At 68.3% G+C, this 26059-nt stretch carries 20 protein-coding genes and 1 pseudogene; 8 read left to right on the top strand and 13 right to left on the bottom strand.

Features of this window, described 5'->3' with window-relative positions; genetic code table 11:
- Window positions 1–55: 55 nt before the first annotated feature.
- Window positions 56–1318: an NADH:flavin oxidoreductase/NADH oxidase family protein gene (locus tag ACWGIH_RS39780; RefSeq protein WP_453450801.1), complete on the bottom strand. Its 1263-nt coding sequence runs from the start codon at window positions 1316–1318 to the stop codon at window positions 56–58.
- A gap of 95 nt (window positions 1319–1413) precedes the next feature.
- Here ACWGIH_RS39780 and ACWGIH_RS39785 point away from each other — a divergent pair, with 95 nt between their 5' ends.
- Entirely contained in the window at window positions 1414–2028 is a 615-nt protein-coding gene (locus ACWGIH_RS39785) for a TetR/AcrR family transcriptional regulator (RefSeq protein WP_453450800.1), read from the top strand.
- A 234-nt stretch (window positions 2029–2262) separates the two neighbouring features.
- Here ACWGIH_RS39785 and ACWGIH_RS39790 read toward each other — a convergent pair whose 3' ends face one another.
- Together ACWGIH_RS39790 and ACWGIH_RS39795 are read right to left on the bottom strand one after the other, a co-directional pair.
- The gene (locus ACWGIH_RS39790; protein ID WP_453450799.1) at window positions 2263–3102 is read right to left on the bottom strand and encodes a MurR/RpiR family transcriptional regulator; all 840 of its coding nucleotides are present in this window, start codon (window positions 3100–3102) and stop codon (window positions 2263–2265) included.
- 32 nt (window positions 3103–3134) lie between these two features.
- Window positions 3135–3437 carry a putative quinol monooxygenase gene (locus ACWGIH_RS39795; RefSeq protein WP_453450798.1) on the bottom strand — a complete coding sequence of 101 codons (303 nt, stop codon included), beginning with the start codon at window positions 3435–3437 and terminating at the stop codon, window positions 3135–3137.
- 80 nt (window positions 3438–3517) lie between these two features.
- Here ACWGIH_RS39795 and ACWGIH_RS39800 point away from each other — a divergent pair, with 80 nt between their 5' ends.
- The 4 genes from ACWGIH_RS39800 to ACWGIH_RS39815 all read left to right on the top strand — a co-directional run bounded on the left by ACWGIH_RS39800 (window position 3518) and on the right by ACWGIH_RS39815 (window position 11044).
- Window positions 3518–4975 carry an MFS transporter gene (locus tag ACWGIH_RS39800; protein WP_453450797.1) on the top strand — a complete coding sequence of 486 codons (1458 nt, stop codon included), beginning with the start codon at window positions 3518–3520 and terminating at the stop codon, window positions 4973–4975.
- Window positions 4972–6192, top strand: coding sequence for an amidohydrolase family protein (locus ACWGIH_RS39805; RefSeq protein ID WP_453450796.1), 1221 nt, complete (start codon window positions 4972–4974; stop codon window positions 6190–6192). Before ACWGIH_RS39800 ends, ACWGIH_RS39805 begins: the two co-directional genes overlap by 4 nt.
- A gap of 410 nt (window positions 6193–6602) precedes the next feature.
- A complete protein-coding gene (locus ACWGIH_RS39810; RefSeq protein ID WP_453450795.1) occupies window positions 6603–9059 on the top strand; it encodes a carbohydrate-binding protein in 2457 nt (818 codons plus the stop codon).
- Between the two features lie 5 nt (window positions 9060–9064).
- Window positions 9065–11044, top strand: coding sequence for a ThuA domain-containing protein (locus tag ACWGIH_RS39815; protein ID WP_453450794.1), 1980 nt, complete (start codon window positions 9065–9067; stop codon window positions 11042–11044).
- 93 nt (window positions 11045–11137) lie between these two features.
- On the opposite strand, the gene ACWGIH_RS39820 is transcribed toward ACWGIH_RS39815, so the two are convergent.
- Window positions 11138–12103 (bottom strand): DUF4331 family protein, encoded by a 966-nt coding sequence (locus ACWGIH_RS39820; protein WP_453450793.1) that lies wholly within the window; start codon window positions 12101–12103, stop codon window positions 11138–11140.
- Window positions 12104–12598: 495 nt separating this feature from the next.
- Between ACWGIH_RS39820 and ACWGIH_RS39825 the strand changes: the two genes are divergently transcribed.
- Window positions 12599–13234, top strand: a complete 636-nt coding sequence (locus ACWGIH_RS39825) for a LysE family translocator (protein ID WP_453450792.1) — start codon at window positions 12599–12601, stop codon at window positions 13232–13234.
- Window positions 13235–13264: 30 nt separating this feature from the next.
- On the opposite strand, the pseudogene ACWGIH_RS39830 reads toward ACWGIH_RS39825, so the two are convergent.
- The 7 genes and pseudogenes from ACWGIH_RS39830 to ACWGIH_RS39860 form a co-directional block, all read right to left on the bottom strand.
- A pseudogene (locus ACWGIH_RS39830) lies at window positions 13265–13585 on the bottom strand (transposase); the annotation flags it as partial.
- A 48-nt stretch (window positions 13586–13633) separates the two neighbouring features.
- Window positions 13634–15991 carry a glycosyl hydrolase family 95 catalytic domain-containing protein gene (locus ACWGIH_RS39835; RefSeq protein ID WP_453450791.1) on the bottom strand — a complete coding sequence of 786 codons (2358 nt, stop codon included), beginning with the start codon at window positions 15989–15991 and terminating at the stop codon, window positions 13634–13636.
- Window positions 15992–16137: 146 nt separating this feature from the next.
- The gene (locus ACWGIH_RS39840; protein WP_453450790.1) at window positions 16138–17469 is read right to left on the bottom strand and encodes a glycoside hydrolase family 27 protein; all 1332 of its coding nucleotides are present in this window, start codon (window positions 17467–17469) and stop codon (window positions 16138–16140) included.
- Window positions 17470–17532: 63 nt separating this feature from the next.
- Window positions 17533–18444 (bottom strand): carbohydrate ABC transporter permease, encoded by a 912-nt coding sequence (locus ACWGIH_RS39845; protein ID WP_453450789.1) that lies wholly within the window; start codon window positions 18442–18444, stop codon window positions 17533–17535.
- A gap of 4 nt (window positions 18445–18448) precedes the next feature.
- Window positions 18449–19426 (bottom strand): carbohydrate ABC transporter permease, encoded by a 978-nt coding sequence (locus ACWGIH_RS39850; RefSeq protein WP_453450788.1) that lies wholly within the window; start codon window positions 19424–19426, stop codon window positions 18449–18451.
- 5 nt (window positions 19427–19431) lie between these two features.
- A complete protein-coding gene (locus ACWGIH_RS39855; protein WP_453450787.1) occupies window positions 19432–20700 on the bottom strand; it encodes an ABC transporter substrate-binding protein in 1269 nt (422 codons plus the stop codon).
- 97 nt (window positions 20701–20797) lie between these two features.
- A complete protein-coding gene (locus ACWGIH_RS39860) occupies window positions 20798–21952 on the bottom strand; it encodes an ROK family protein (RefSeq protein ID WP_453450786.1) in 1155 nt (384 codons plus the stop codon).
- 74 nt (window positions 21953–22026) lie between these two features.
- On the opposite strand from ACWGIH_RS39860, the gene ACWGIH_RS39865 reads away from it, so the two are divergent.
- Entirely contained in the window at window positions 22027–24084 is a 2058-nt protein-coding gene (locus tag ACWGIH_RS39865) for an alpha-galactosidase (protein ID WP_453450785.1), read from the top strand.
- 34 nt (window positions 24085–24118) lie between these two features.
- Window positions 24119–24304 (top strand): hypothetical protein, encoded by a 186-nt coding sequence (locus ACWGIH_RS39870; protein ID WP_453450806.1) that lies wholly within the window; start codon window positions 24119–24121, stop codon window positions 24302–24304.
- On the opposite strand, the gene ACWGIH_RS39875 is transcribed toward ACWGIH_RS39870, so the two are convergent.
- Together ACWGIH_RS39875 and ACWGIH_RS39880 are read right to left on the bottom strand one after the other, a co-directional pair.
- Window positions 24301–24711 carry a VOC family protein gene (locus tag ACWGIH_RS39875; RefSeq protein ID WP_453450784.1) on the bottom strand — a complete coding sequence of 137 codons (411 nt, stop codon included), beginning with the start codon at window positions 24709–24711 and terminating at the stop codon, window positions 24301–24303. The two genes, ACWGIH_RS39870 and ACWGIH_RS39875, sit on opposite strands and share 4 nt — an antisense overlap.
- A gap of 176 nt (window positions 24712–24887) precedes the next feature.
- A complete protein-coding gene (locus tag ACWGIH_RS39880) occupies window positions 24888–25865 on the bottom strand; it encodes an esterase/lipase family protein (RefSeq protein WP_453450783.1) in 978 nt (325 codons plus the stop codon).
- Window positions 25866–26059: the final 194 nt, after the last annotated feature.

The following is a 26059-nucleotide window of genomic DNA, read 5'->3' on the forward strand; positions in this document are numbered from 1 at the left end:
GACAGCGGCAGCAGACCGGAGTTCTGCTGCCGCTGTCGGCGCGGTCGGAGGCGGACTACGAAGGCCGGCGCGCGAGGTCGGGGCCCTGTGCCGTGGGCAGCCAGGAGCGGTAGCGGCGCAGGGCGCGGCGCTGCTTGCGTTGTTCGGAGATCAGGGCGAACGCCGGGTGCGTACCGGGCCGGGGATCGCGCCCGTTCGCGATACGGCGCAGCTGGTGGCGCACGAGCGCCATGCTCGCCGTCGAGGCAAGGGCCTTGTCCTTCCAGTCCACCGGCCGCAGCTGCCGACCAGCCTCGCGGCCCGCCCGCCAGCGCTCGGGCAGATCCGGGGTCACGGCGAGGGCGGTGCCCATCCCGACCACGGAGACACCACTGGCCAGGACCCTCTCGGCGGTCTCGCGCCGGGTGATGCCCCCGGTGAGCATCAGCGGGATCGGGCTGCTGGCGACCAGGTCGGCCGCCAGGTCCAGGAAGTAGGCCTCGCGGGCCTGGGTACGCGTGTCCGTGCGGCGGCCGGTCATCGCGGGGCTTTCGTAGTTGCCGCCGGAGATTTCGACCAGGTCGACGCCGAGCGGTTCGAGCATTGCGATCACTCGCCCGGCGTCGTCGGCGTCGAATCCGCCGCGCTGGAAGTCGGCGGAGTTGAGCTTGACCGCCACGGCGAAGGACGGGGAGACGGTGGCCCGCACGGCGCGGACGATGTCCAGCAACATCCGTGCCCGGTTCTCCAGCGATCTGCCCCACTGGTCGGTGCGCTTGTTGACCAGCGGGGAGAGGAACTGCGAGAGCAGGTAGCCGTGCGCCGCGTGGATCTCCACGCCGTCGAACCCGGCCTGCTCGGCGCGCTGAGCCGTGACGACGTACCGGGTCACGGTGTCTTGGATCTGCTCCGCCGTCATGGCAGTCGGCCGGCCGAAACGCTTGCTGTGCTTGCCCAGGTCGACGCCCACCGCGGAGGGACCCCACACGACGCCGGGCATGTCGGCCTGGATCTGTCGGCCGGGGTGGTTGATCTGCATCCATATCGCCCCGCCGCCGGACTTGCCGGCCTCGGCCCACTCGGCGAAGGGCTCCAGCGGAGCGGACTCGTCGAGCACGACTCCGGCCGGGCCGGTCAGGGCTTCGGCGTGGACCATGACATTGCCAGTGATCAGCAGTCCGGTGCCGCCGGTGGCCCAGCGCCGGTACAGGGACAGCAGTTGCTGGTCGGGAAGCTGGCCGTCGCCGGCCATGTTCTCCTCCATGGCCGCCTTCGCGATGCGGTTTTTCAACACGTGCCCTGAACGCAGGGGCAGGGGCGAGAACAGCTCGTTCGCCATCCTGATCACCTCTCGAATTCCAAGTCGCCTACAATGTGTACGTCGTTTACATTAGAGGAAGATGTAAGCGCCGCAAACATGAGGGAGTGTGACCTATGCCGCAGGCCAGTGGCGCGTACCACCACGGCGATCTGCGCGCGGCCTGCCTGAGCGCCGCACGGGAACTGCTCGAAGAGGACGGCAGCGCCGGACTGTCGCTGCGAGCGGTGGCCCGACGGGCCGGCGTGTCGGCGACAGCCCCCTACCGCCACTTCCAGGACCGGGACGCACTCGTGTCCGCGGTCGCCGCGGAGGGCTACCGCGAGCTCGCCGGATTCCTGGCCACGGCGCACCCCTCCCCCGCGACCCCGGACGACCTGGCCGCGGTCGCCGTCGCCTACGTACGCTTCGCCATCGAGCACCCGGCGATGTTCCGGGCGATGTTCGCCGAGCCCTGCGACCCCGACAACGAGGATCGCGTCCTGGCGACCGCCGTCATCAAGGAATACGTCCTCGACATCGTCCGCCGCGCCTTCCCCGACACGGAGGCGACGGATGCGCTGGCGACGGCGGTGTGGGCCCTCGTCCACGGTCTGGCCTTCCTGCACCTGGACGGCAAACTCGACGCCTCCACGCCCGAGGTCGTCGCCGCCCAGGTCGGCGCCGCCGTCCACGCGATGCTCGCCGCCTCGCCCACCGCCGCACAGATGGCAGCCCGACCGTCGAAGTGAGGGGGCGCTTGCGTTGCGGGCCGCCTGCGGCGCGGTGGGCCTGGGGCAGCCCCGTTCAGTTTTCCTGAGGTGCCGGCCGAGCCGGAGCAGGACCTGCGCCCGATCGCTCCGGCCGGACGCGTTACAGCGCGGCTCTGACCAATGTCGCAACCGGGGCGGCAGGGCCGGGATCGCTGGCCCTGCTACATCCGATCAGCCCGCCGATCGGCCCTGACCGGCTCTGGTCGCCGCCGGTCAGGGCTGGTCGTCCATCAAATCCAGTTCGTTCCAGGCGCGTTCCACACGCCCCACCGACCCCAACCGCCCGTCGGAGGCTCCCAGTTCCGCGACGACGGCCTGGACGGCCGAGACCATGGCGGTCAGCGACGGAGTGGAGTACAAACCCTCGATCGGCGTCACGAGCAGGTGGTCGGCGTCCTCCGCGAGAGGGGAGGAGTGCAGGTCGGTCAACACGCACACGGTCGCCCCCTGTTCGCGGGCGAGCCGGGTCAGCCCGCGCAGGGTCCGCGTGAGGCGCCAGATGTTGATGGCGATGACACAGTCGCCGGACTCGAGGTGGCTCAGTCGCACGGCCTGCACAGTGGGCGCACCCAGGGCGAGTTGGATGTCGTAACCCATGATGGCGCCCAGGTGCGCCAGGATGTGGGCGGGGCCCGCAGCGCTGCCAGAGCCGACGATCAGGGTGCGGCGCGCGGTGCGGACGGCCTCGGCGATACTGCGGATCGCCTCGACGGACTCTTCCGTGTTGAGCGCCTGCAGGTTGGCGGCGTCCTGGTGCAGTGTGCGGGCGGCGGCGTCCTGTGCGGTGCTCGGCGCCCCTTCGGTGCCGCTCAGCCTGTCGAGGTAGAGGCCGCGCAGCCCCTCGCGGAGAGCCGGCCATCCCTCGAAGCCGAGCTGTTGGCACGTGCGCACGACGGTGGAGGTGTTGGCGCCGGCGCGCTCGGCGACCTCACGAGCGGAGGCATAGCTCGCGAAGTGCGGCTCGCGGACCAGCACCCGGACCACGCGTTCTGCCTGCGGGCCCAGGGCCGCATACCCCTCCCGGTTGCGCAGCCAGGTCTCGATCACGGACACGGGCGACTCCTCGGCCACGGGGGCACGCCGGTTCACGGGCGGGCCGACACGGTATGGGCGACGTCGAACAGCCGGCTGTGCACCGAGTCCGGCGAGCTGAAGAAGCGTGCCATGCCCTCCGCCAGCTCGGCGCGCCGGGGTGAGTGCTGCCACGCGCCGTACGCGGCCATGTCGGGCCAGACGGCGGTGACCACCAGCTCCTGTGCATCCTCGCTGGTCAGGATGTGGGACTCAAGAGCTCCCGAGGCTTCGAGGATCTGCCGGCGGCGGTAGAAGGCGAGGAGTTCGCCTGCCGTTCCGGGCGTGGGGCGCAGGGTCAGTACCGAAATCTTCATGCAACAACCATTGCATAGATGAGCTCTATGCAATTAACGTTGCGCCGCATTGAGTGCCGGACCCCGTTCGTGGAGGCGCAGTGAACCCCTCTCAACCCTCAACAGCACCACCAGCACTGAACGGCGAGGACCTGCTGCGCAGGCTCGACCAGCTGGAGCCCTCATCGGCGCACCGCCGCCTGATGTTCCAGGGCGGCCTCGGCTACACCTTCGACTCCTTCGACGGCGCGCTGATGGGATCCGCCCTGTCCGCGGTCATCGCCCTGTGGAGCATCGACGCCGGGCCGGCAGGCTGGCTGCTGTCCTCGCTCTACTTCGGCTATCTGGTCGGCGCGCTCGGGGCCGGCGTGCTAGCCGACCGGTTCGGCCGACGACGTCTGATGATGTTCGCGCTGCTGATCTTCTCCGTCTTCAGCCTGCTGATGGCCACCGCGACCACCCCCACCCAACTCTTCATCTGGCGGGCCCTGTCGGGCATCGGAGTGGGCGCCGAGAGCGTGCTCGTCGCGCCTTACATCTCGGAGTTCCTGCCCGCCCGCTACCGCGGCCGGTTCGTCGCCCGCACCGTGGGCTTTTTGTCCTTCGGGTACATCCTGGCCGGTGTCGTCGCGGCCGTCGTCATCGGCCCGCACGCGGAGACCGGATGGCGAATCGCCGCCTTGATCACGGCGCTTCCCGTGGTCCTCCTGCTGTGGTGGCGCAAGAGCCTTCCCGAATCCCCGCGCTACCTCATATCCCACGGACGTCTCGGCGAGGCCGAACAAGTGGTCCGCCGGTTCGAACGCGCCGCCCCCGCCTCGCAAAGCGCTCACGCCGACGCCCCCCTCCCCCAGCAGGCACCGCAGGACGACAGCGGAAGGTCCGCCGATTCCGGCCCACGGGCAGCGACCACGCCGGCACCGGCGAAGCGGCCGGCCATCGCCCAGCTGGCAGCGCTCTTCGGGCCCGGCCTTGCCCGCCGGACACTCGTCCTGTGGCTGATCTGGTTCACCCTCACCGGCGTCAACTACGGCTTCGCCAGCTGGCTGCCCACCCTGCTGGTCACCGCGAAGGGCTTCACCATCACCAAGTCCTTCCTGTACGGACTGGTGACCGCCCTCGCCCAAGTTCCCGGCTACTACATCGCCGCGGCCCTCATCGACCGCATCGAACGCAAGTGGGTCATCGCCCTCTACGCCACCGGCGCCACCGTGTCCGCCCTCCTGGTCGCACTCACCGGCGACGAGGTGCTGCTCCTGGTCGGCGCCGCCTGCCTCGCCGCCTTCATCAACGGCTCCGCCGCGGCCTACTACGTCTACACCTCGGAGCTGTACCCCACCGCCATCCGCACCACCGGAATGGGCGCCGCGTCGGCGGTCGGACGGTGTGGCGCCATCCTTTCGCCCATCGCCATCGGCTACCTCTACAGCCAAGTCGGCTTCAGCAAGGTGTTCCTCGGCCTTGTCGGCCTGCTCGCCATCGCTGTCGTGGTCGTCACCGTGTTCGGCGAGAAGACAGCCGGACGCAGCCTTGAGCACATCGAAAGTAGGACCGCATGAACCGCCTGCTCATCACCGACGCACACCTGCTGCACCCCGAAACCGCCGAGCTCACCGACACCTCATGGCTGGAAGCCGCAGACGGCCGGATCACCGCTACCGGAACCGGCCGCGCCCCCAAGCCGTCGGACGGCGTCCGGCACATCGACGCCGCGGGCGCCACCGTCATGCCCGGACTCATCGACGCGCACGTCCACCTCCTGCTGAGCACCCTCGACCGCCAGGAATCCGCCTCCTGGACGCCCGGCTACGCCACGGTCCGCGCCCTCGCCGAAGCCGGCCGCATGCTGCGCCGCGGCTTCACCACCGTCCGCGACGTCGGCGGCGCCGACCACGGAATGGCCCGAGCCATCGAGGAAGGCCTCGCGCCCGGCCCCCGCCTCGTCTTCGGCGGCAAGGCGCTGTCGCAGACCGGCGGCCACGGAGACCTCCGCCCACTCGGCGACGACACCATGCCCTGCTGCCAGGCCCGTCCCGCCTTCTCCCGCATCGCCGACGGCGTCGACGCCGTCAAAGCCGCCGCACGCGACGAGTTCCGCAAGGGCGCCGCCCATCTGAAGATGCTCCTCAGCGGCGGTGTCGCCTCACCCCACGACGAAGTATCCGAAGTCCAGTACACCGACGAGGAGATGCGCGCCGCCGTCACCGAGGCCGAGAACCACAACCGGTACGTGACCGTGCACGCCTACCACCCCCGCGGCGTCAACCGCGCCCTGCGAGCCGGCGTGCGCTGCGTCGAACACGGCAACCTGATCGACGACGAGACCATCCGCCTCCTGCTGGAGAACGACGCCTACCTCGTCCCCACTCTGGTCACCTACAACCAAATGGCCAAGCTCGGCAAGAGCATGGGCATGGCGGAGTCCTCCTACCGGAAGATCGCTGACGTCCACGAGGGCGGCCTCGCAGCCCTCGAACGCGCCCACAACGCAGGCGTCAACCTCGTTTACGGAAGCGACCTCCTGGGCCCCATGCAGACCGCCCAACTCGAAGAATTCACCCTGCGCGCCGAAGTCCAGCCGCCCGCGGACATCGTGCGGGCGGCGACCAGCACCGCCGCTCGCCTGCTCAACCTCGAATCCCAGGTCGGCACATTGGCCATCGGCGCCCACGCCGATCTCCTCGTCGTCGACGGCAACCCACTGGCCGACATCGGTGTCCTGACCCGCCCTCAGGACACCCTCCGACACGTCATCAAGGGCGGTACTGTCAACTGACGTTGTGTCAGGCCTGTGGTGTGCCTCGGACACCCACTCCGTGCATGCGATCGCCGGACAGTGACGTCGCGCAAGGCCCGCTCCCCTGATGCTGCCGGAACGGTGAAGGAGAGTCACCGTTCCCGTCAACAGGCGGGAAGGGGCACGCCGCCTGGGCGCGGCCGGGTGGTGACCATAAGGACGAGGCCCCAGACGCGCATTTTGACACGCTCTTGACAAATGGGCGAGGGGTCGCCAGGATGCAAAGCGCTCGCACTTCTGCGTAATTATCTGTGCTGAATGCGCAATTCACGCAGCACTGGTACGTCAGTCCGTACTTCAGTACGCGCTCACCACCTCTCCATCACCGCAGCAAGCGCGGCCGGCGCGCGCCCTGCCTGACACGCCCCCAAGCGTCAGGAGGATGCCCCATGTCCCCACGCCCTCGTACAGGGCTCACATTGCTCACCGCACTCGCACTCACACTGTCCGGGCTCACCGTCACCGCTGCCGCCCCTGCGGGCGCGGACGCCCGGGACATCCCGGCCGCCGACTATCAGCAGGTACAACTAGCTGTTGGTGGCCCAGAGTTGGGCGAAGCAATGTCCCTCACCGTGTTGCCCGACCGTTCAGTACTGCACACCGCCCGTGACGGCACGGTCAGATACACCGACGCCTCCGGGAACACCACCCAGGCCGGAAAGCTGGACGTCTACACCCACGACGAGGAGGGCCTGCAAGGCATATCCGCCGCCCCGGACTTCGCCTCCAGCCGCCAGGTGTACGTCTACTACTCCCCCAAGCTCGACACCCCGGCCGGTGACGCGCCGGCCACCGGGGCCGCCGCCGACTTCGAGCGGTGGAAGGGGCATCTGAACCTCTCCCGGTTCACGCTCAAGTCCGACAACACCCTCGACATGGCCAGCGAGAAGGTCGTACTCGAAGTGGCCAACGACCGGGGGCAGTGCTGCCATGTCGGCGGGGACATCGACTTCGACGCCGCCGGGAATCTGTATCTCAGCACGGGTGACGACACCAATCCGTTCGACTCCTCCGGCTACGCGCCCATCGACGAACGGACCAACCGCAACCCGCAGTTCGACGCCCAGCGCTCCTCCGGAAACACCAACGACCTACGGGGCAAGGTGCTCCGCATCAAGCCGACCGCGGCCGGCGGCTACACCGTCCCCGCGGGCAACCTCTTCGCTCCCGGCACCGCGAACACCCGGCCCGAGATCTACGCGATGGGCTTTCGCAACCCATTCCGGATGAGCGTCGACAAGAAGACCGGCGTCGTCTACCTCGGCGACTACGGGCCCGACGCCGGCGGCGGCGACGCGAACCGGGGCCCCGGCGGCCAGGTGGAGTTCGACCGCATCACCGCCCCGGGCAACTTCGGCTGGCCGTACTGCACCGGCACGAACACCAGCGCCGAGACGTACAACGCGTACACGTTCCCCAGCGGACCGTCCGGTGCCAAGTACGACTGCGCCAGCGGTGCGTCCAACGATTCGTTCCGCAACACCGGGCAGTCCACGTTGCCTCCGGCCAAAGCGAGTTGGATCAAGTACGGCTGGGACGGGTCGCCACCTGAGCTGGGTACCGGCTCCGAGTCCCCCATGGGCGGCGAGGTCTACCGCTACGACCCTGAGCTGGAATCGTCGGTGAAGTTCCCGCAGTCCCTCGACGGCCACTTCCTCGCCACCGAGTACGGCCGGAAATGGATCAAGTCGATCGAGGTGAAGTCCGACGGGTCCCGAGGCGTCATCGAGGACTTCCCGTGGACCGGCACCCAGGTCATGGACAGCGACTTCGGCCCGGACGGCGCCCTGTACGTCCTCGACTACGGCACCGGCAGCAACAACCAAGCCCTGTACCGCATCGAGTACCTCGGCGGTTCCAACCGCAGCCCCATCGCCAAGGCCGGCGCGGACAAGACCTCCGGCGCCGTGCCATTGACCGTGCAGTTCTCCTCCGCGGGCAGCTCCGATCCCGAGGGGCAACCCCTCAGCTATTCCTGGGACTTCGGCGACGGTTCCTCATCGACCCAGGCCAACCCCTCACATACGTACACCACCAAGGGGACCTACCGGCCGACACTCACCGTCAAGGATCCCGAGGGTCTGACCGGCAGCGCCAGTCTCGTGGTGACCGCGGGCAACACCGCACCCACGGTCTCCCTCCGACAGCCCCCCGACGGAAAGCTGTTCTCCTTCGGCGACACGGTGCCCTTCGAGGTCTCGGTCAGCGATCCGGAGGACGGCACGATCGACTGCACGAAGGTCAAGGTCACCTATCTCCTCGGCCATGACAGCCACTCGCACGCCATCACGTCCAAGACCGGCTGCAGCGGCAGCATCGCCGTGCCGGCCGACGGTGAGCACGACAGCGCGGCCAATCTGTTCGGGGTCTTCGACGCCGAGTACACCGACAAGGCAGGCCTGACCACGCACAACCGTCGGTCTCTGCAGCCGCGCCATCGGCAGGCCGAACACTTCACCGCCCAGTCGGGCATCCAGATCGCCGGGCACGGCACGGCGGAGGGCGCCAACACGGTCGGCTTCACCGACGACGGCGACTGGATCTCCTTCAAGCCCTACGCACTCGCCGACGCCAGGTCGTTCACCGCCCGCATCGCCTCGGGCGGTGCCGGGGGGACGATCGAGATCCGCACCGGTTCACCGACCGGGACGCGGCTCGGCTCGGTGGCCGTGCCCGTGACGGGCGGCTGGGAGAACTACCAGAACGTCACGGCGAACCTGTCCGGGGCGCCGGCGGGGACCACGGACCTCGTGCTGGTCTTCAAGGGGCCGAGCGGTCAGGGCAACCTCTTCGACGTCGACGCGTTCACCCTTGCCACCGCCGCGCAGAAGGGGCGTCAACCATGAGCAGCATGAGTAGAGTGTCGAGGCGGCTGCGCCGGGCGCCCGCCGCTCTTGTCCTCGCACTGGCCGCCGCTCTCACCGTGCCGATCAGTGCTCCGACCGGGTTCCCGCGGGCCGCGTCCGCGGAGGCGGCCGACAGCCGAGTGAACGCCGCGTCCTATGACGTCCTGGTCTTCTCCAAGACGGCGGGCTTCCGCCATGACTCGATCCCGGCGGGCATCGACGCCCTGCGCGGCCTCGGCCAGGATCAGGGATTCACCGTCACGGCCACCGAGAACGCCACGGCCTTCAGCCCGGGCAACCTCTCCGGCTACGAGGCCGTCGTCTTCCTCAGCACCACGGGCGATGTCCTCAACAGCGCCCAGCAGGACGCCCTGCAGTTGTACGTCGACTCCGGCGGCGGCTTCGTCGGGGTGCACGCGGCGGCCGACACCGAGTACGGCTGGCCGTATTACGGGCAGCTCGTCGGGGCCCGGTTCAAGAGTCACCCCGCCATTCAGCAGGCCACCGTGGTCAACGAGGACCGCAGCCACCCGGCGACCTCTCACCTCGGCGCCACCTGGACCCGCACCGACGAGTGGTACAACTACCGCACCAACCCGCGCTCCGGCGTCCATGTCCTGCAGAGTCTGGACGAATCCACCTACAGCGGCGGCGAGATGGCGGGCGACCACCCCATCACCTGGTGCCACCCGCAGGGCCAGGGCCGTTCCTTCTACACCGGCCTCGGCCACACCGCCGAGTCGTACGCCGACCCCGACTTCCGCACCCTGCTGCTCGGCGCGGTCCGCTACGCCGCGGGGCAGGCGCCCGGTGACTGCGCGGCCGGTGCCGGAGGCGGCACGGCCAAGGGCAAGGCGTACACATCCGGAACAGGCGTACAGGCCGCCGACCACGCTACGGCGAACGGCGGCCGCGACCCCCGGACGGCCCACCGCGGCCCCCGTACGGCCGAGAAGACCGGCGTCGAGGAGGGATCGCAGAACGTCCACCTCTTCTACTATCCGTGGTACGGAAGCCCTGCCGTGAACGGGAGTTGGCGCCACTGGCCCCAAGGCGGTCACACCCCGCCCGCTGATGTCGGCGCCGACTACTACCCGGCGCTCGGCCCGTACGACTCCGGGGACATGGAGGGCGCCGTCGCCCAGCACATGAAGTGGGTGAAGAAGTCCGGCGCCGGAGTCATCGTCTACAGCTGGTGGGGTCGTGGCGGTTACGAGGACCAGCTCGCCAAGGGGGTCCTGGACGCGGCGGCCAAGGAGGGCGTCAAAGTGGCCTGGCACTTGGAGCCGTACGCGGGGCGCACCGCGGTCTCCACGGTGTCCGACATCAGCTACATCAACGACTCCTACGGCAGCCACCCCGCCTTCTACCGTTCCGCCGAACACGGCGACAAACCGGCGTTCTATGTCTTCGAGAGCCTGCGCATCACCGACTGGACCGCTCTCGACGAGGTGACGGACAGCAACATCGTGCTGGCTCAGACGACCGACACCACGAAGATCGCCCACTTCTCCGGGATGTACACGTACGACGGGATCGCGGGCGCCACCGCTCCCGGTTGGAAGCAGGCCGGCGACTACGCCCGTGCCCACGACTTGATCTGGGCCCCGTCGGTCGCGCCCGGCTACATCGACGACCGGGCGGTGCCGGGCAACACGACTCCCACCCTCGACCGCGCGGACGGAGCGGCATACGACAAACAGTGGAACAACGCCCTGGACCCCTCCATCGGCGGCTCGCCGGCCTGGGTGTCGGTAACCTCCTTCAACGAGTGGCACGAGGGGAGCTCCATCGAGCCCGCCGACAGTTCACCGCCGACCGGTCACGGCTATCTGACCTTCGAAGGAGCGTACGGAAAGACGGGTGAGGCGGCGGAGACCGCTTACCTGGACCGGACGGCGTACTGGGTGGACCGCTTCGAGGTGAGTAGAAGCCAAGACCTGGCGGTCAGGGACACCGGCAGGAACCACATCGCACACCGGTAGCGAAACCCGCTGTGACGAAAACGCACGCCAAAGTCCCCGGAACGCGCGACAGGTTCCGGGGACTTGATCAGCTCACCCACGGTATTTGCACGTTCAGCCACGGTCGTGCGGGCTTCCCAGGAACGGGAAGTCGGTGCGAAGGTCCGTGTGGGGCCGCAGCCCGTCGTGGGGTACAGCGCCGTTGCTCAGTTGGGCGATCCCCAGGTTGATGACATCGTCGGTGAGGTTGCGGCCGTTGGGAAACCCTTCGGCGCTTGCGTAGTCGTATGTCAAGAGGTCGGGGAGCAAGCCTTCCGCGAGAGCGGTGGCCCGGTCCTTGGGGTGGCCCGCGTGCTCGAAGACGTGCACGAACTTGTCGAGGAAGCCCGCGCGGTCGTCAGACGGCTCCTGCTGGTTCCAGACTCGCTTGTCGTCGTCGTTCTGGTTGAAGTTGGCGTCGATCCCGGGCCGCCCGGCCCGGTCGCCCTGGACCAGTCGACCCTCGTGCGGAACCAGGACTCTGGCCCAGACACCTACCTGCGGATTCGGGCCGAGCGCACTGTTGGGGACCTCCAGCACGATGCCGAACACGTTCTTGTCGGCGAAGAAGTCCTTGCCGGTCCATTGGAATTTGTCGTTCGCGCCGACCGGATCGGCGAAGAACGGGTCACTGCGGAGCCCTGCGAAGAGCCTGAAGTCGCCGGCCGCGGTGATCGCCGGCTCGGAGCCGAAGGTCACTGGCGCCTCGCGAAGGATCATTTCCCCCGCGTCGGGGTCGGCCGCCGCCTCCCGGCCGGTCGCCAGCTGCAGGCTTGCGCTCTGCGCGTTGTCCCGCACCGGCGAGAAGCGTATGCGGAAGGCGATGTCGGTGACCGCGTCGGCGTCGGTGTCCACCCCGAGTTCGTAGACCGATTCGTGGTCGACGGCGTCGTCGGTGATCGGCGAGGTCGGATTGATGTTGAGCACCAGGATCGTCTTGCTCGCATCGCCTGGTTTCTGAAATACGTAGAGGTCGGTGATGTGGCTCCTGGGATCCATGCTCATGGGGCTGATGCCCAGGCCGGAGACGTGGTGCGCCATTGCGTGACTCCTGTCGCTGACAGTGCGGACCGAGTTGCGTGGCGGTGCGGTGGAGCATTGGACGACCCATCGCGGAAGACGCAGCATCCCTGCGCTGGCCCACCACCCTGGGGGATCACCTGCTGCCGGCCTGCTTTCAGGTCTTCACGGCCCTCCCGGCTCGAGGAACGTCGAGAGCAACAATCTCCCTGCCTCCGCCGGATGCATATCCGTCATCCGACGTAATCGCGGCGGCCAAAAGCGCAAGGCCGGAGAAGGGTGCCGACCCTTCTTCTGGCCGGTCGTGTTGACCGGCCACGGCTCGCAGGTTCACCTCGGGGGCCAGAGGTGGCGTCCCCGGATCTTCTGCGGCCGCTGGCGGACCGGGCCATGGCGTTCTGCAGAGAACGGGCGGCTACGACCAGAGCGTGTCTCTTTGGAGTAGCAGCAGACCAGCTCAAGAGCCACCTGACCCGCTGACAAGGCAGGCGATCTGGCGGGGTAAGCTGGCATTCCATGGCAATAAGCTCCCTGTGGTCCTTCGCCCTAGTTGTAGGGCTTCTCGCTCTGACTCCCGGTCTCGATACGGCGCTGATCTTGCGCACGTCGGCCCTCGGCCGCCGCAGGAGAGCATGGGGCGTCGTCCTCGGCATCCAGACCGGCACCCTGGCGTGGGGGGTGTTCACCTCCCTTGGAGTGACCGCACTCCTCACGGCCTCCCATCTCGCTTACACCGCGTTGCGCTGGATCGGCGCCGCTTACCTGATCTGGATGGGGTTCCGCATGCTCCGGGAAACCTTCCGGGGGCTGCCCACCAACGACACGGACGATGGCGTTCTGGCCGCCGTCGCGGACTCGGTCGGTGGCGGCTGGCGGCAGGGGACACTCACCAACCTCCTGAACCCGAAGATGGGCGCCTTCTACGTCGCTGTCCTGCCTCAGTTCATCCCCGCGGGCACCGGCCACTTCACCATGGGTCTCCTGCTCACGACGGTGCACATCTTGATCGGTCTGCTCTGGTCTGCCGTCCTCATCGGCTTCGCTCGCGTCCTGCAGGGGTGGCTCCGCAAGCCCCAGGCTCGCCGCGTGCTCGACCGGATCACCGGTACCGTCATCGGCATTTTCGGTATCAGGCTGGCCCTCAGCAGCTGATGTTCGGAGGGTCAGGGTCCAGCGACCTGCTCAGTACCGAATCCAAATCAAGATGGACGCGACGTGGAGTGCGACCTGGTAGGCGATGGCGAATTGTCCGTCCGCAGGGCCAGGCCACGCCACTGCTTGAGTGGGGTCATGCACCGCTCGACGGCATTGCGCTCCTGGTAGTTCTCGGCGTCGAAGCCCGGGCGGGCGGCCTGCGGCGCGGCCTTTCCGTGAGCGGCGACCGATCTGGTCGGCGGGCTGCGGGATGACAGCCCGGATGCCTCGACGCCGAAGGTGCCTACGGATCGCACGGGACGAGTAGGCGCGATCCGTGAGGACGGTTACCGGGCGGGTTCTGCGCCGGTACCCGCGCGAACTCGACGGGGGCCGGCGTCGTTCACGCAGTAGCGGTCAGTGCCCTGCCAGAGTCACCGACTCCCCCGGCTCGAGCACCACTTCACTGCGCCGCCCCGCGACGCTCACGGTCGTCCTGCGGCCGCCGACACTGTGGATCGTCGCCTCGCGCACGCGGCCGTTCTCCCAGGAGACGTCCACGGTGAAACCGCCACGGGCACCGGCGCCGGTCAGCGAACCGGAGTCGGCCCACGCATCCGGCAGCGCGGGAAGCAGCTCGATGTGGCCGGGACGAGAGTAGACGAGCATCTCGAGCATCGCCGCCGGGGTGCCGAGGTTCGCGTCGATCTGGAAGATCGCGCGGGTGTCGGAAACCCGGTACATGTCGAAGAAGTTCATCGCCGTACCGGTGTCGGCGCCGGCCCAGGGTCGCAGGTTCGTCAGGAGCAGTTGATACGCCTTGTCGGCGTCCTTGAGACGGGCCCAGCACAGCGCCCGCCACGCGCAGGCCCACCCGTAGCTCTCCATGCCGCGCGCGGTGAGCAGCGCCACTGCGCCCTTGAGCAGCTCGGAGTCGCCCGTGTCCGGGCGGATACGGTCGCCGGGGAACAGGCCCATCAGCGGGGAGAGATGGCGGTGGGTGGTCTCGCCCAGGTTGTCGGCGCTCATCCACTCCTGCAGCCAGCCGGTCGTGGGGCTGACCTGCGGCAGGTAGAGCCGCTCGCGCAGGTCCTTGACCGTGTCGGCGTACGCGGTGTCCTGTCCCAGGAGTCGGCAGGACTGCTCGTAGTGGCCGAACAGAGCCCACACAAGTTCTTGGGTGTACGTCATGCCGCGGGCGTCCTGCGGGCCGTGCTCCGGTGACCAGTCGTGGTCGTCGATCAGGACCTCGCGGCCGTCGACTGTCGTCGTGATCAGGCGTGCCTGCCAGAACGCGCAGGCACCCTTGAGCAACGGCATGATCCGTGCGAGGTAGCCGCGGTCCTGGGTGAACTCGTAGTGCTCGTAGAGAGATTCGGCTAGCCAGGCGTTTCCGGCGGGGTGCCACCACCAGCCGTTGCCGCCATAGGGGTTGGTGGAGAAGGCCACGGTCCAGCCGGCCACCTTGCCGGAGGTGTTGCGGTACCGGTTGCGCGGGTCGTTGAACTGTTCCTGGGTGACCTTGCTCCAGGCGGGCAATTGGGCGAGGCAGTAGTCCGCGAAGGCCCCGAAGGTGTCGGGGAGGCCGGCCCGGTCGGCGAGCCAGTAGTTCATCTGGATGTTGACGTCGGTGTGGTAGTCGCCCATCCAGTCCGGGGTGTTGCCCTCAAGCCACAGACCCTGCAGGCCCATGGGGAGTGCGTCGCGCGAGCCGCAGATCGTCAGATAGCGCCCGAACTGCAGGTAGCTGGCCTCCAGTTCGGGGTCGGGCCGCGAGCCGTCGGCCGCCCGCGCCTTGAGTCGGGACCAGGTGTCCAGGCGCCGCTGACGGTTGGTCGAGGGCCCGAGATCGAGGGTGAGTCGCTCGTAACGCTCGCGGTAGTCGGCGACATGGGTGTCGCGCAGCGCCACTGCCGAGCTCTTCGCCGCGGCACGGGCCTTGTCCTGGGCGAGCTTCAGCGGGTCGGCTTCGGCGTCGCGGTAGCCGGCGGCGTGATCGGGCGCGTAGTTCGTGCCGCCGCTGATGACGAGCGTGACCTCCGAGCAGCCCGCGAAGGTGACGCGGGTGCCCTGAGCGGTCACGGTTCCGCCGCCGGGGCCCGCGGCGGCGGTGATGGCGCAGGCGTAACGCAGACCGTTGGCGAGGGAATCCGAGAACGAGGCGAGCCGGCGCCCGGCGTCCGCGGTGGTGCTCTCACCGTGCGTGCCGGCCAGGATGAGGCTGCCGTCGAATCTTCCGCCCCCGCGCTGGCTGAGGCGGATGACGATGGCGTCGTCGGGAGCGCTGGAGAACATTTCCCGTACGTAGGTGGCCTTGCCCTTGCGGTAGGTCGTGGTGACGAGACCGTTGCTGAGGTCGAGGGTGCGCCGGTAGTCGTCGACGGAGGCGATGTCGTGGCCGGGCAGGCTCAGGGTGGCTCGGGACAGCAGGGTGAAACTGCCGAAGTCCTCGCGCCCGTAGGGGAATTGCCCGTCGCCGTCGAGCGTGGTGTTGGCGCCGCCGGTCCACATCGAGACGTCCGTGATCTGCAGGATCTCGTGGGCCGGGTCACCCCCGACGAGCGCGCCGAGGCGGCCGTTGCCGATCGGCAGGCCCTGCTCGATGAGGAGCCCGTCGTCGGCGGGCTCCGCGTACCAGAGCCGGTCCTTGACCGGCACGAGCGGGGACGTGGTGGGCCGGTTCGGCGCGGCGTGGGCCGTGAAGGCGGGCAGCGCGCTCAGGGTGAGGGCGGCGCCGAGCCCGAGGACGGTGCGGCGGGATGGTCCGTTGTTCATGTGCGGGTCCTTCCGTACGGGGCAGGGGGAAGGCCGCCCCGACGGGGAAAGGTCCGGCGGCCTTGCCGTGCGGAGCTGGGAGCGGAGCTGACGCGGTCACGATGGCTGGGCGCCGCGTCAGCTCTGATGTCTGAACCTCGGGCCCGTTAGGACAGCCTGATCAGGCGCGAGCCGTGCGCCGGCACGTCGTTCGCCGTCCAGCTTTTGCCGGCGGAGGCGAGGTTCTCGCGGGCAACGACATCGCGCAGCTGCTGCTTGCCGTGGACGCCCAGCTTCTTGAAGTCGACCTCGATGTCGGTCGTCTCGGTGCCAAGGTTGTAGACCGCGAGGTAGGTGGCCTTGCCGATCTTCTTCTTCCAGATCTGGCTGGTGCCGTCCTGTATCCGCTGTGGCAGCTTGGCCGCCTGGTCGACCGCGATGACCTCGGGGTTGGTGAGGATCTTCTTGGCCTTGTCGTCCAGGAAGTAGATGTCGCCGCCGACGTACAGCGGGGCGGACGCCATCGACCAGAACGTCATCACGGACTGCCGCTCGACGTCGTTGATCCCGTCCTGGATGCCGCTGCCGGTGTTGTTGTTGATCGGCATCGAGTCGAGGTCGGCGAGATAGTGCGGGGCCTCGACCTTCTCCAGCCACTTGGGCAGGTCCTCCCAGCGGTTGTCGACCGAGGACTCCCAGGTGGCGACGGTCTCGCAGTAGCACTCGACGTCCGTGTCGATACGGACACCGTTGGCCCAGGGCCTCAGGCCGTCGGCGGCCTCGATGTCGACGGGCCAGGCGCTCGCGGTCAGCCACATCTTGCGGCCGCTGCGGTCGATCGCGGTGGACCAGGCCTTGATGTCCTCTACGTTGTCCTTGGTCACCCCGTCGATCTTGATGAAGTCGACGTTCCAGGAAGCGAACTTGGCGACGATCGAGTCGACGTACGCCTGTGAGCAGGGGTTCGTCCAGTCGATCTTCCAGTTGCTCTCCCACTTGTTGGTGGGCGTGAGCGGCTTGACCGCGATGTCTCGCGTGGTGCAGTCGGTGCCGAGGATCGGCGCGTTCTTGTCGTACACCGGCTTTTGCAGTCCGGCGCCGCTGTAGAGGCCGAAGTTGAGGCCCTTGCTGTGGACGTAGTCCGACAGCGATGTCATGCCGCTGGGGAAGCGGTCCTTGTCTATGTTCGGGATGCCGTTCTTGTCGGTGTGGAAGTTCCAGTCGTAGTCGGCGTCCCAGCCCGCGTCGATGTTCAGGTTCTTGTAGCCGGCCGAGGCGAGCTTGCCGCTGAGCGCGTCCGCCGCGTTCTTGATGTTGCCTTCGTTCAGCCACTTGGTGCCGTAGTCCTTGTGCGAGGCGGACTCCACGCTCCAGCTGCTCCAACCCATGAACGGCTTGACGTAGGGGGTCTTGGCCTGGGCAGGGCCCGGCAACAGGACGATCACCAGGGGCAGGGCGGCGGCCACGGCGAGTGCGGCGGTGCGGGTCTTGCTGCTCACTGTACGTACCTCCTGAGTAGGGGGACTGACGACGGGAGAGGGGACCTGCGGGCGCGAGGGGTTCTACGACTTGAGACCGGACATGGCGATGCCCTGGACGATGTGGCGCTGGGCGACCAGGAACATGATCACCAGGGGCAGGATCGCCACGACCGTGCCGGCGAACAGCTCCGGCAGGTTGACGGTCTGCGAGGTGAGGAAGCTGGACAGGGCGATCTGCACGGTCCAGCTGTTCGGGTCCTGGCCGATCATGAGCGGCCAGAGGAAGGAGTTCCACGCGTCGATGAAGGACAGCGCGCCCAGCGAGGCGATCATCGTGGTGGAGTTGGGCAGAATGAGCCGCCGGTAGACACCGAGATAGCTCAGCCCGTCGAGCCGCCCCGCTTCCTCTATCTCCGCGGGGAAGGAGACGTAGAAGCTGCGGAAGAGGATCACGGAGAAGGCGTTGAACAGGCCCGGCGCGATCAGGCCCCACATGGTGTTGACGCCACCCATGGAGCCCACGACCACGAAGGTCGGCAGGAAGGTCACGGCCTGCGGGATCATCAGCGTTCCGACGATCAGCGCGAGCACGACGGCCCGGCCCGGCACGGCGATACGGGCCAGCGCGTAGCCCGCCATCGAGGCGAGCAGCGTGGACAGGGGCGCCGTAATCACCGCGATGAGCAGCGAGTTGGCCATCGAGCGCCCGAAGGGCCGCTCCGGATTGTCGAACAGGCTGGTGAAGTTCTCGAAGTTCAGCGCGCTCGGCAGCCAGTGCCAGTCGGGGCTTGTCACTTCCTGCGTCGTCATCAGCGAGTTGCGGACGAGCATGTAGAACGGGATCAGGCAGACCACCGCGAGCAGGCACAGCACCAGATAGGTGAGTACGGAGCCGAGCAGCGTGCCCTGCAGCCTGGTGCCGCGACGGCGTCCGGTGCGGACGGGGCGCTCGGTGCGACGGACGGCGCGCGGGGTGGAAACGGTACTGGTCATGGGCTTAGTCCTTGTCGCGCGCGAAGCCGAGGATCCGGCCCTGCAGCAGCGTGATCAGCACGATCAGCAGGGTGAGCAGGAAGGCACCGGCCGAGCCGACTCCGTAGTCCTGGTCCTGGAGGGCCACGCCGTACAGGTGCATGAGCGGAGTGCGTACGGGCTCGCTGCCGAGTGAGGCGCCCGTGGAGAAGATCGCGTAGAACTCGTCGAAGGCCTGCAGGGCCGCGATGAACATCAGCAGCAGGATGGCGACGGAGGTGTTGCGCAGCATCGGGAAGGTGATGCTGCGGAAGACCCGCCAGGGGCCGGCGCCGTCCAGGGCCGCGGCCTCGTACAGGTGCTGGGGGATGGACTGGAGGCCGGCGATGAACAGGATCATGTAGAGGCCGACCTGGAGCCAGAGCCGCAACGTGACCAGCACGATCCAGTACAGCGGTGGGCTCTGGGTCTGGATCCAGGGGGTGGGATCCGCCCCGAAGATCGCGCCCAGGGTGTTGGCAAGACCGGAGGGCACCCCGCTGAACAGGGCCATCTTCCAGATCATCGCGGCGGCGACATAGCTGACCGCCGCCGGGAGGAGGAAGGCCGTACGGAAGAAGGCCCGGCCGCGTCGTACCCGGTTGACGAGTACGGCGAGGCCCAGGGAGGCGGCGAACGTGATCGGCACGATGAGCGCGGTGAAGCCCACGATCATGGTGAGCGAGTCACGGAAACGCTCGTCGCTCAGCAGCTGGTGATAGTTGTCCAGTCCCACCCAGTTGCCCAGCGAGATGGTGCGGCGCGCCTCGCTGAAGCTGAGCAGAAGGCTCCAGCCGATCGCGACATAGCGGAAGAGTCCGAGCCCGATGAGCATCGGCGCGACAAGGACCGCGAACGCGAGCATCTTCGACTGGCGCTCCGACAACCGCCGTCGGCGTCGCGCCTTGGCAGGCGTCGGCCGGACGGCGCCTGCTTTGAGCGTCGTGGTGTCCGTGGCGGTCATCGGGTTCAGCCCATCTGCTTGTCGAGGTCGGACTGGGCTTTGCCCTGGGCCTTGTTCAGGGCGCCTTGCGGTGCGGAGCCCTTGGCGATGTCGGCGGCCGCGGCGATGAACTCGGCTTGCATGGCCTGGGTCCACTCCGCGGGGAAGGACTTGCCGTTCTTGGCGGATATCTCGGCCGCGTCCTTGGCGGCGCCCTTGCTGAGTGCGGGCGTCTTGGCCGCGACCTGGGTCTGGGCCGGGACGTGGAAGCCGTACTTCACGGCCCAGTCGATCTGCAGATCGGTCTGCTTGATCCACAGCCACTCGAGGAACTTCTTGGCCTCGGCCTTGTGCTTGCTCTTGGAGTGGATCGCCTGGCTCCAGCCGCCGAGGCGCGCGACCGGCTTGCCGCTCTTGTCGTATGCGGGCCACGGCACGACGCCGAAGTCGTCGCCGAGTTCCTTCTCGACGGCGGGCAGCGCCCACAGGCCGCACCACTGCATGGCGGCGGCGCCCTGGTTGAAGGCGCCGGGGTCGTACCAGTCGGTGGTGAAGCCGAGCAGAACCGACTTGTCGGCGTGCAGTTCGCGCAGGCCGCCGATGGAGCGCGAGGCGTCGGCGTAGACGACCTTGTCGCCCTCGATCAGCTCGATTCCCTCGGACCAGGCAAGGAGGTAGGGACTGTCGCCGACACCGTCGTTGCCGATGAACAGGCCCTTCACACCGTCCGCCGTGAGCTTTTTGGCGGCGTCCGTCAGCTCGGCGAAGGTGGTGGGTGGCGTGATGCCGGCGTCCTTGAGCAGCGACTTGCGGTAGTAGAGGACCATGATGTCGTCCATGGTCTTGATGCCGTAGAGCTTGCCGTCGACGGTGAGGTAGTCGAGGTCGGCCTTGTTGAAGCCTGACTTGGCGGCGCCGTACACGTCGTCGAGCGGTTCGAGCTGTCCCTTGCGGGCCATCTCCGCGCGGAAGTCGCCGAGTTCGAAGATGTCGGGGGCATCCGCGCCGAGCAGCGCGGCGTTCAGCTTGGTCTCGTACTGAGAGACATCCGCGCCCCACACCACGTTGATCGCGATGTCGGGGTGGGCCTTGGTGAACTCCTCGGCGTAGCGCTTGACCGCGGCCTGCGTGCCCTCCTCGCCGTACTGGTGGTACCACTGCGTCAGCGTGACCTTGGCGCCGTTGGCCGCGGCGGTGCCCTGCGGGTTGCTGGAGCAGGCGACCACGCCTCCGGCGACGAACAGCATGGACGTGCCGAGGAATCCTCTGCGGGACAGGGTGGAACGGGAGGTCATGACAAGGTCCTTCCGGGGAACGGGTCTTCCAAGGCAGAACGGCGGTGTCCGCGGGGGAATCCGAGCTCCCGCGGACGATCAAGCGGCCCGAAGTCGGTCAAGCGGCGAAGAGGGACTGGATACTGACGGCCGCGGCCCCGCGCGCCCACTCCTCCCAGGGCAACGGGCGTACGACGAGCGGGCAGCGGTCGGCGGCACCGAAGGCCTGCCTGCTGAAGGCCTCGCGGATCTGTTCCTCGAAGAGGTCGTACGCGGCCAGTCCCTCGCCGGAGACCACCACCCGCTCGGGTCCGACGAGATTCACCATGGCGGCGAGCCCGAGACCGATGGCGGCTCCCGCCTCCGCGAAAACGGACTTGACCGCCGCGTCGCCCTCGTGGGCGCGGTCGATGGCGGTGGCCATGTCGAGCTCCGGGTCGCCGGTCACCTTCCGGGCCCGGGCGACGATGGCCTCCTCGGAGGCGATCGCCTCGACACAGCCGCGTGCCCCGCAATGGCAGGGCGGCCCGTCGCCCGCGGCGACCGGGATATGGCCGATCTCGCCGGCCACGCCGTAACCACCGGCCACCAGGCGCCCGTTGACCACCAGACCGCAGCCGATACCGACACCGACGGTGGCGAGCGCGAAGGAGTTGGTGCCCACGCCCTCACCGAACCATTGCTCGGCGACAGTCAGTGCCTTCACGTCGTTCTCGACCGTGACCTCCAGGTCGGTGGCCGCGACGAGCAGCTCGGCGAGTGCCACGTCCCGCCAGCCGAGGAAGGGCGAGTAGCGCACCCGGCCCCCTGGTCGGTCGACGTCACCCGAGACGGAGACACCCAGGTGATGTGTGCGTTCTGCGTAGGGCGGCGTCAACTGCGCGACCAGCGCGGCGACATCCGCGACCACCTGCCCGACGGAACGACCGGACACGGGCATGCGGTGGGCGGCTCGCACCTGGGCCCGCAAGTCCACGATCACGCCGATGAGTTCATCGGCCGTGACCTTGACCCCGACGAAGAATTCCCGGTCGGCACGGACCGCGAGCGGGTAGGCGGGCCGGCCCGCGCCCTCGGCGGCCCGTTCGGGCTGCGGCAGCTCCTCCAGATACCCGGCCTCGATCATCGGCTTGGCCGCCTTGGTGACGGCGGCCGAGGACAGGCCGGTGATCCGGGCGATCTCCGGGCGTGCGACGGGCCCACGGGTGAGCACGGTCGTGAACACCGAGTTCGCCGCCGGAGAGGTGAGCAACTCCGCTCGCTTCAGCAACATGGGGGAAACGTAGGGGTATTAATTTCCTTCGTCAATATTTAAATTCCGCGAGTTCACGCCTACGCTCCTGAGTCATGTCCCAGGTGATCTTCGACGCGTCCACGCGTACCTTCCTGCTCTGTGCCCCCGGCACGTCCTACGCGCTGCGCATCGACGCGGACGACACACCGCGGCATGTGCACTGGGGTGCGCCGCTCACCATCGAGCAGGCCGTGACGCTGCCCGTCCATGACGGCCTGCGCAGCAGCTTCGCCTCAACCAGCGGCGAGGAACTGCCAGTTGAGGGCGGCCCTCGCTTCGGCGCACCCTCCCTGCTCGTGCGCTTCAAAGACGGATCCCGCGGCATCGAGTGGCTCTACGAGGACCACACGATCAAGGACAACCATCTGGACGTACGGCTGCGCGACCGGCACTACCCGCTCGGCTGCACGCTGCACTACGCGATCCACGAGGACAGCGACGTCATCGAACGCTCCCTCACCCTGCACCACCTCGCAGACGGCGACGAGGCTCCGATCGAGGTACTGCGCTGCGACGCCGCCGCCTGGTCCGTGCCGACCGTATCCGGCCGCCGCATCAGCCACACCGTGGGCCAATGGTCGGGCGAGACACAGCTGCGGCGCACCGAAGCCCCTTATGCCGAGACGGTGTTCACCAGCCGCCGCGGCGTCTCGGGCCACTTCGCCAACCCGTGGGTGATGGTGGACGGTGGCGACGCCGACGAGACACACGGCGAGGTGTGGAGCATGGCGCTCGCCTGGTCGGGGAGTTGGCGGATCTCCGCCGTACGCGACCACACGGGCGGACCATTCACCGTCACCGGCGGGTCCGCACACGACGGAATCGTCTGGCACCTGCAGCCGGGTGAGAGCCGTCGCACCCCGACGTTCGCGGGCCTGTACAGCCGCGGCGGCTTCGGCACGAACAGCCGTGGCTGGCATCACTACGTCGCCGCACATGTACTGCCGCTGCCCGACGAAGTACGCCCAGTGGTCTACAACAGCTGGGAGGCGACCGGCTGGAACGTCACCCTGGAGGGCCAACGCACGCTGGCCACCCGCGCGGCCGACCTCGGCGTCGAACTGTTCGTGGTCGACGACGGCTGGTTCGGGCGGCGCACCAACGACCGCGCCGGGCTCGGCGACTGGCACCCGAACCCAGAACGCTTCCCGCAGGGCCTGGGTCCACTCATCAACGAGATCCGCGGCCACGGAATGCGCTTCGGCCTGTGGGTCGAGCCGGAGATGACCAATCCGGACAGCGACCTGTACCGCGAACACCCCGACTGGGTCCTGCACATGCCACACCGGCGCCGCACCGAACTGCGCAACCAACTCGTCCTCAACTTCGCCCGCGCCGACGTCGTGGAATGGGCCTACACCTGGCTGGACCACCTGGTGACCACACACGCGATCGACTTCCTCAAATGGGACATGAACCGCGCACTCACCGAGGCCGGCTGGCCCGGACACCCCGACGGCGAACGCCTGTGGACCGACCACACCCACGGCGTGTACGGCGTGCTCGAACGGCTGCGGCAGGCCCACCCGGACCTGCGTATCGAGGGCTGCGCAGGCGGTGGCGGCCGCGCCGATCTCGGCATGATGGCCCGCACCGACCAAATCTGGATCTCCGACAACACCGATGCCGACGACCGCATCCCAATCCAGCACGGCTACAGCCAGATCTACCCGGCCCGCACCATGTCCGCCTGGGTCACCGACAGCCCCAACCCCTACACACAGCGCACCACTCCACTCCCCTACCGCTTCCACATCGCGATGGCCGGCGCACTCGGCATCGGCGGCGACCTCTCCCGCTGGAGCGAGACCGAACTGGCCGAGGCCCGCGAACTGGTCGCCCTGTACAAGGACATACGCCCGGTGGTGCAGTTCGGCGAACAGTTCCGACTCCACGACGGCGTGCAGTACCGCGCCGGCGAACGGGTCGTCGTCATCGCCTGGGGCCAGGACCGCACCCTGCGCCTCACCGGCCTGTCCCCCACCGCGGCATACGTCGACGACGCCACGGGCGCCGTCCATCACGGGGCGGCCCTGCTCACACACGGCCTGCCGCTGAGCCTCCCAAAGGGCGATCACACGAGCACCGTGGTACGGCTGACACGAAACTGAGCCAGGAGGGCCGCCGCCTCAGAGAGGCTACGGCGTGGTCAGCGAGAACGGCGACCACATTGCGGGTGCCTCCGAGGACGCCTTGTTCGCAATGATCAGCGCACTCGACGACACGGACAACACGTTCATCATCATCGAACCCGATACGGTCGACCCCACCTGGTTCGCGGCCGTGACCGTTTTGGAAGAGGGCGGGTACGACTCCCAGAACACGACCTAGTCGCGCTTGGGCCAGACCGGACCCTCATCGGTCCAGATGACGCCCTTGTTGCGGCACAGGCAGAAGGGGTGGCCGATGGGGTCGGTGTAGACCTGCCAGCCATAGCCCTCGGGGCCGATGAAGTCCTGCCTGAGCGTCGCACCGAGGTCAAGAACACGGCGCTGCTCGGACTCGATCTCGTCCACTTCGAAGTCGAGGTGGAACTGCTTGGGGTGCTCGCTGTCGGGCCACTGCGGAGCGCGGTAGTCGCCCACCCGGATGAATGCCAGCTCGACCTCGCCGAACTGGATGCCGGCCCAGTCCTCCGAACTGCCTTCCTTGACCGGACGGCCCGTCACCTCGGAGTAGAAAGCCGCCAGCTTCATCGTGTCCGGGCAGTCGATAATGAAATCGGTGAGTCGCAGCATCCCGCGATCTTGCCACAAGCTCACCGCCGTCTTCGAGAGAGCCCCTGGAACGGTACCGTCCCACCCGCGCGCCCAACGCCCTTTCGCAAGGCGGCAGACGTTCCTGCCGACGACGTCGGGACGTTGGGGCTTCGCTGTACTGGCTCCCCGGGCTACTTCATCCACCGACCCACCACTCAGGGCAGCGGCAAAAGCGGTGTGACGCTCCGGCAGCTCCAGGTGCCGCGGTGAGCGGGATCGAGGGCGTCCAAGGTCAGGTTGATCACGTTGGGCGAGTACAAGGTGGCGAGGTGGCCCGACCGGTCACCGGGGCACACCTGCTGGAGCGTGATGTTGTCGACCTGCCCGGAGCCACCGGCGGGGGCGGTGAGGAACCCGGAGGTGTACGGGGTGACCATCTTGTCGTGGGTGGTGGCCACCACCGTGTAGGCGACCCCGAGCAGGGTATCGCCGCCCCTATTGAGTCGCCTCAAGAACGGGGAGCCCGCCAACTGCTGTTGGATGGACGGGCCCACCGCCGTGTCGGTCGCCGGGGCGATCGTCCTGACGAGCGTGTCGAGCCCGTTCACCGTCGTCCCGTGATTGTCCGGGGCGAGTCCGACCAGCCGGTGCACCTTCGACGCGCCGCCCTCGAACTTCATGTACTGGCGCGGCATGAGCCCGCCCAGCGAATGCCCCACCAGATCCACCGTGCGAGCCCCGTTGGTGCGCAGCACACGTTCGATGTAGGCGGCCAGCTCCCGGGCGGAGTCCTCGATACGGCCGGTGCCCTTCGCGCCCAGCGCATTGAGAGGGCTGCCGTGGGCGCCGTAGTTCAGGGCATAGACGCAGTAACCGGCGTCGGCGAGCGCCGGAGCCATCGCGCTCCAGCTGTTGTACGCGTTCATGGCTGTTCCGTGGACCAGCACGACCGGCCGGGGATGAGCACGCCGGTCCGTACCGGACGGGCACGGGCGCGTGGGATCCGTTCGGGCCCCGGGCGGGCTGGAGTTGGCCAGTACGGGTGACAGCAGGGTGGGCACGATGGCGCCGAGAGCGGTGTCGTGATGCGGGCGGGGCTCAGCAGACGCGCTCGCGGCCACGGACGAGGCCGGGCAGGCAAGGGCAGCAAGGGAGCAAACGACGGCGGCCGTCGCGGCGAAACGCGAAAGCATGGGGCGTACCTTCCGGCAGGCGGGCCAGGGCGGACGGGACCCGATGCGCACCAACGCGTCCGGGCCCCGAACCAGCAACGCCGAGCGCGTGCCGGGGTAACGGCACGTCCCCCTGCTGCACCACAGCGTCTGACTTCCACCCGGGGGGGAAGGCCACCACGCGTCCGTCCGCGCACTGGAGCGGTACGCCCGTC

This window comes from Streptomyces sp. NPDC054872 (assembly GCF_053610705.1).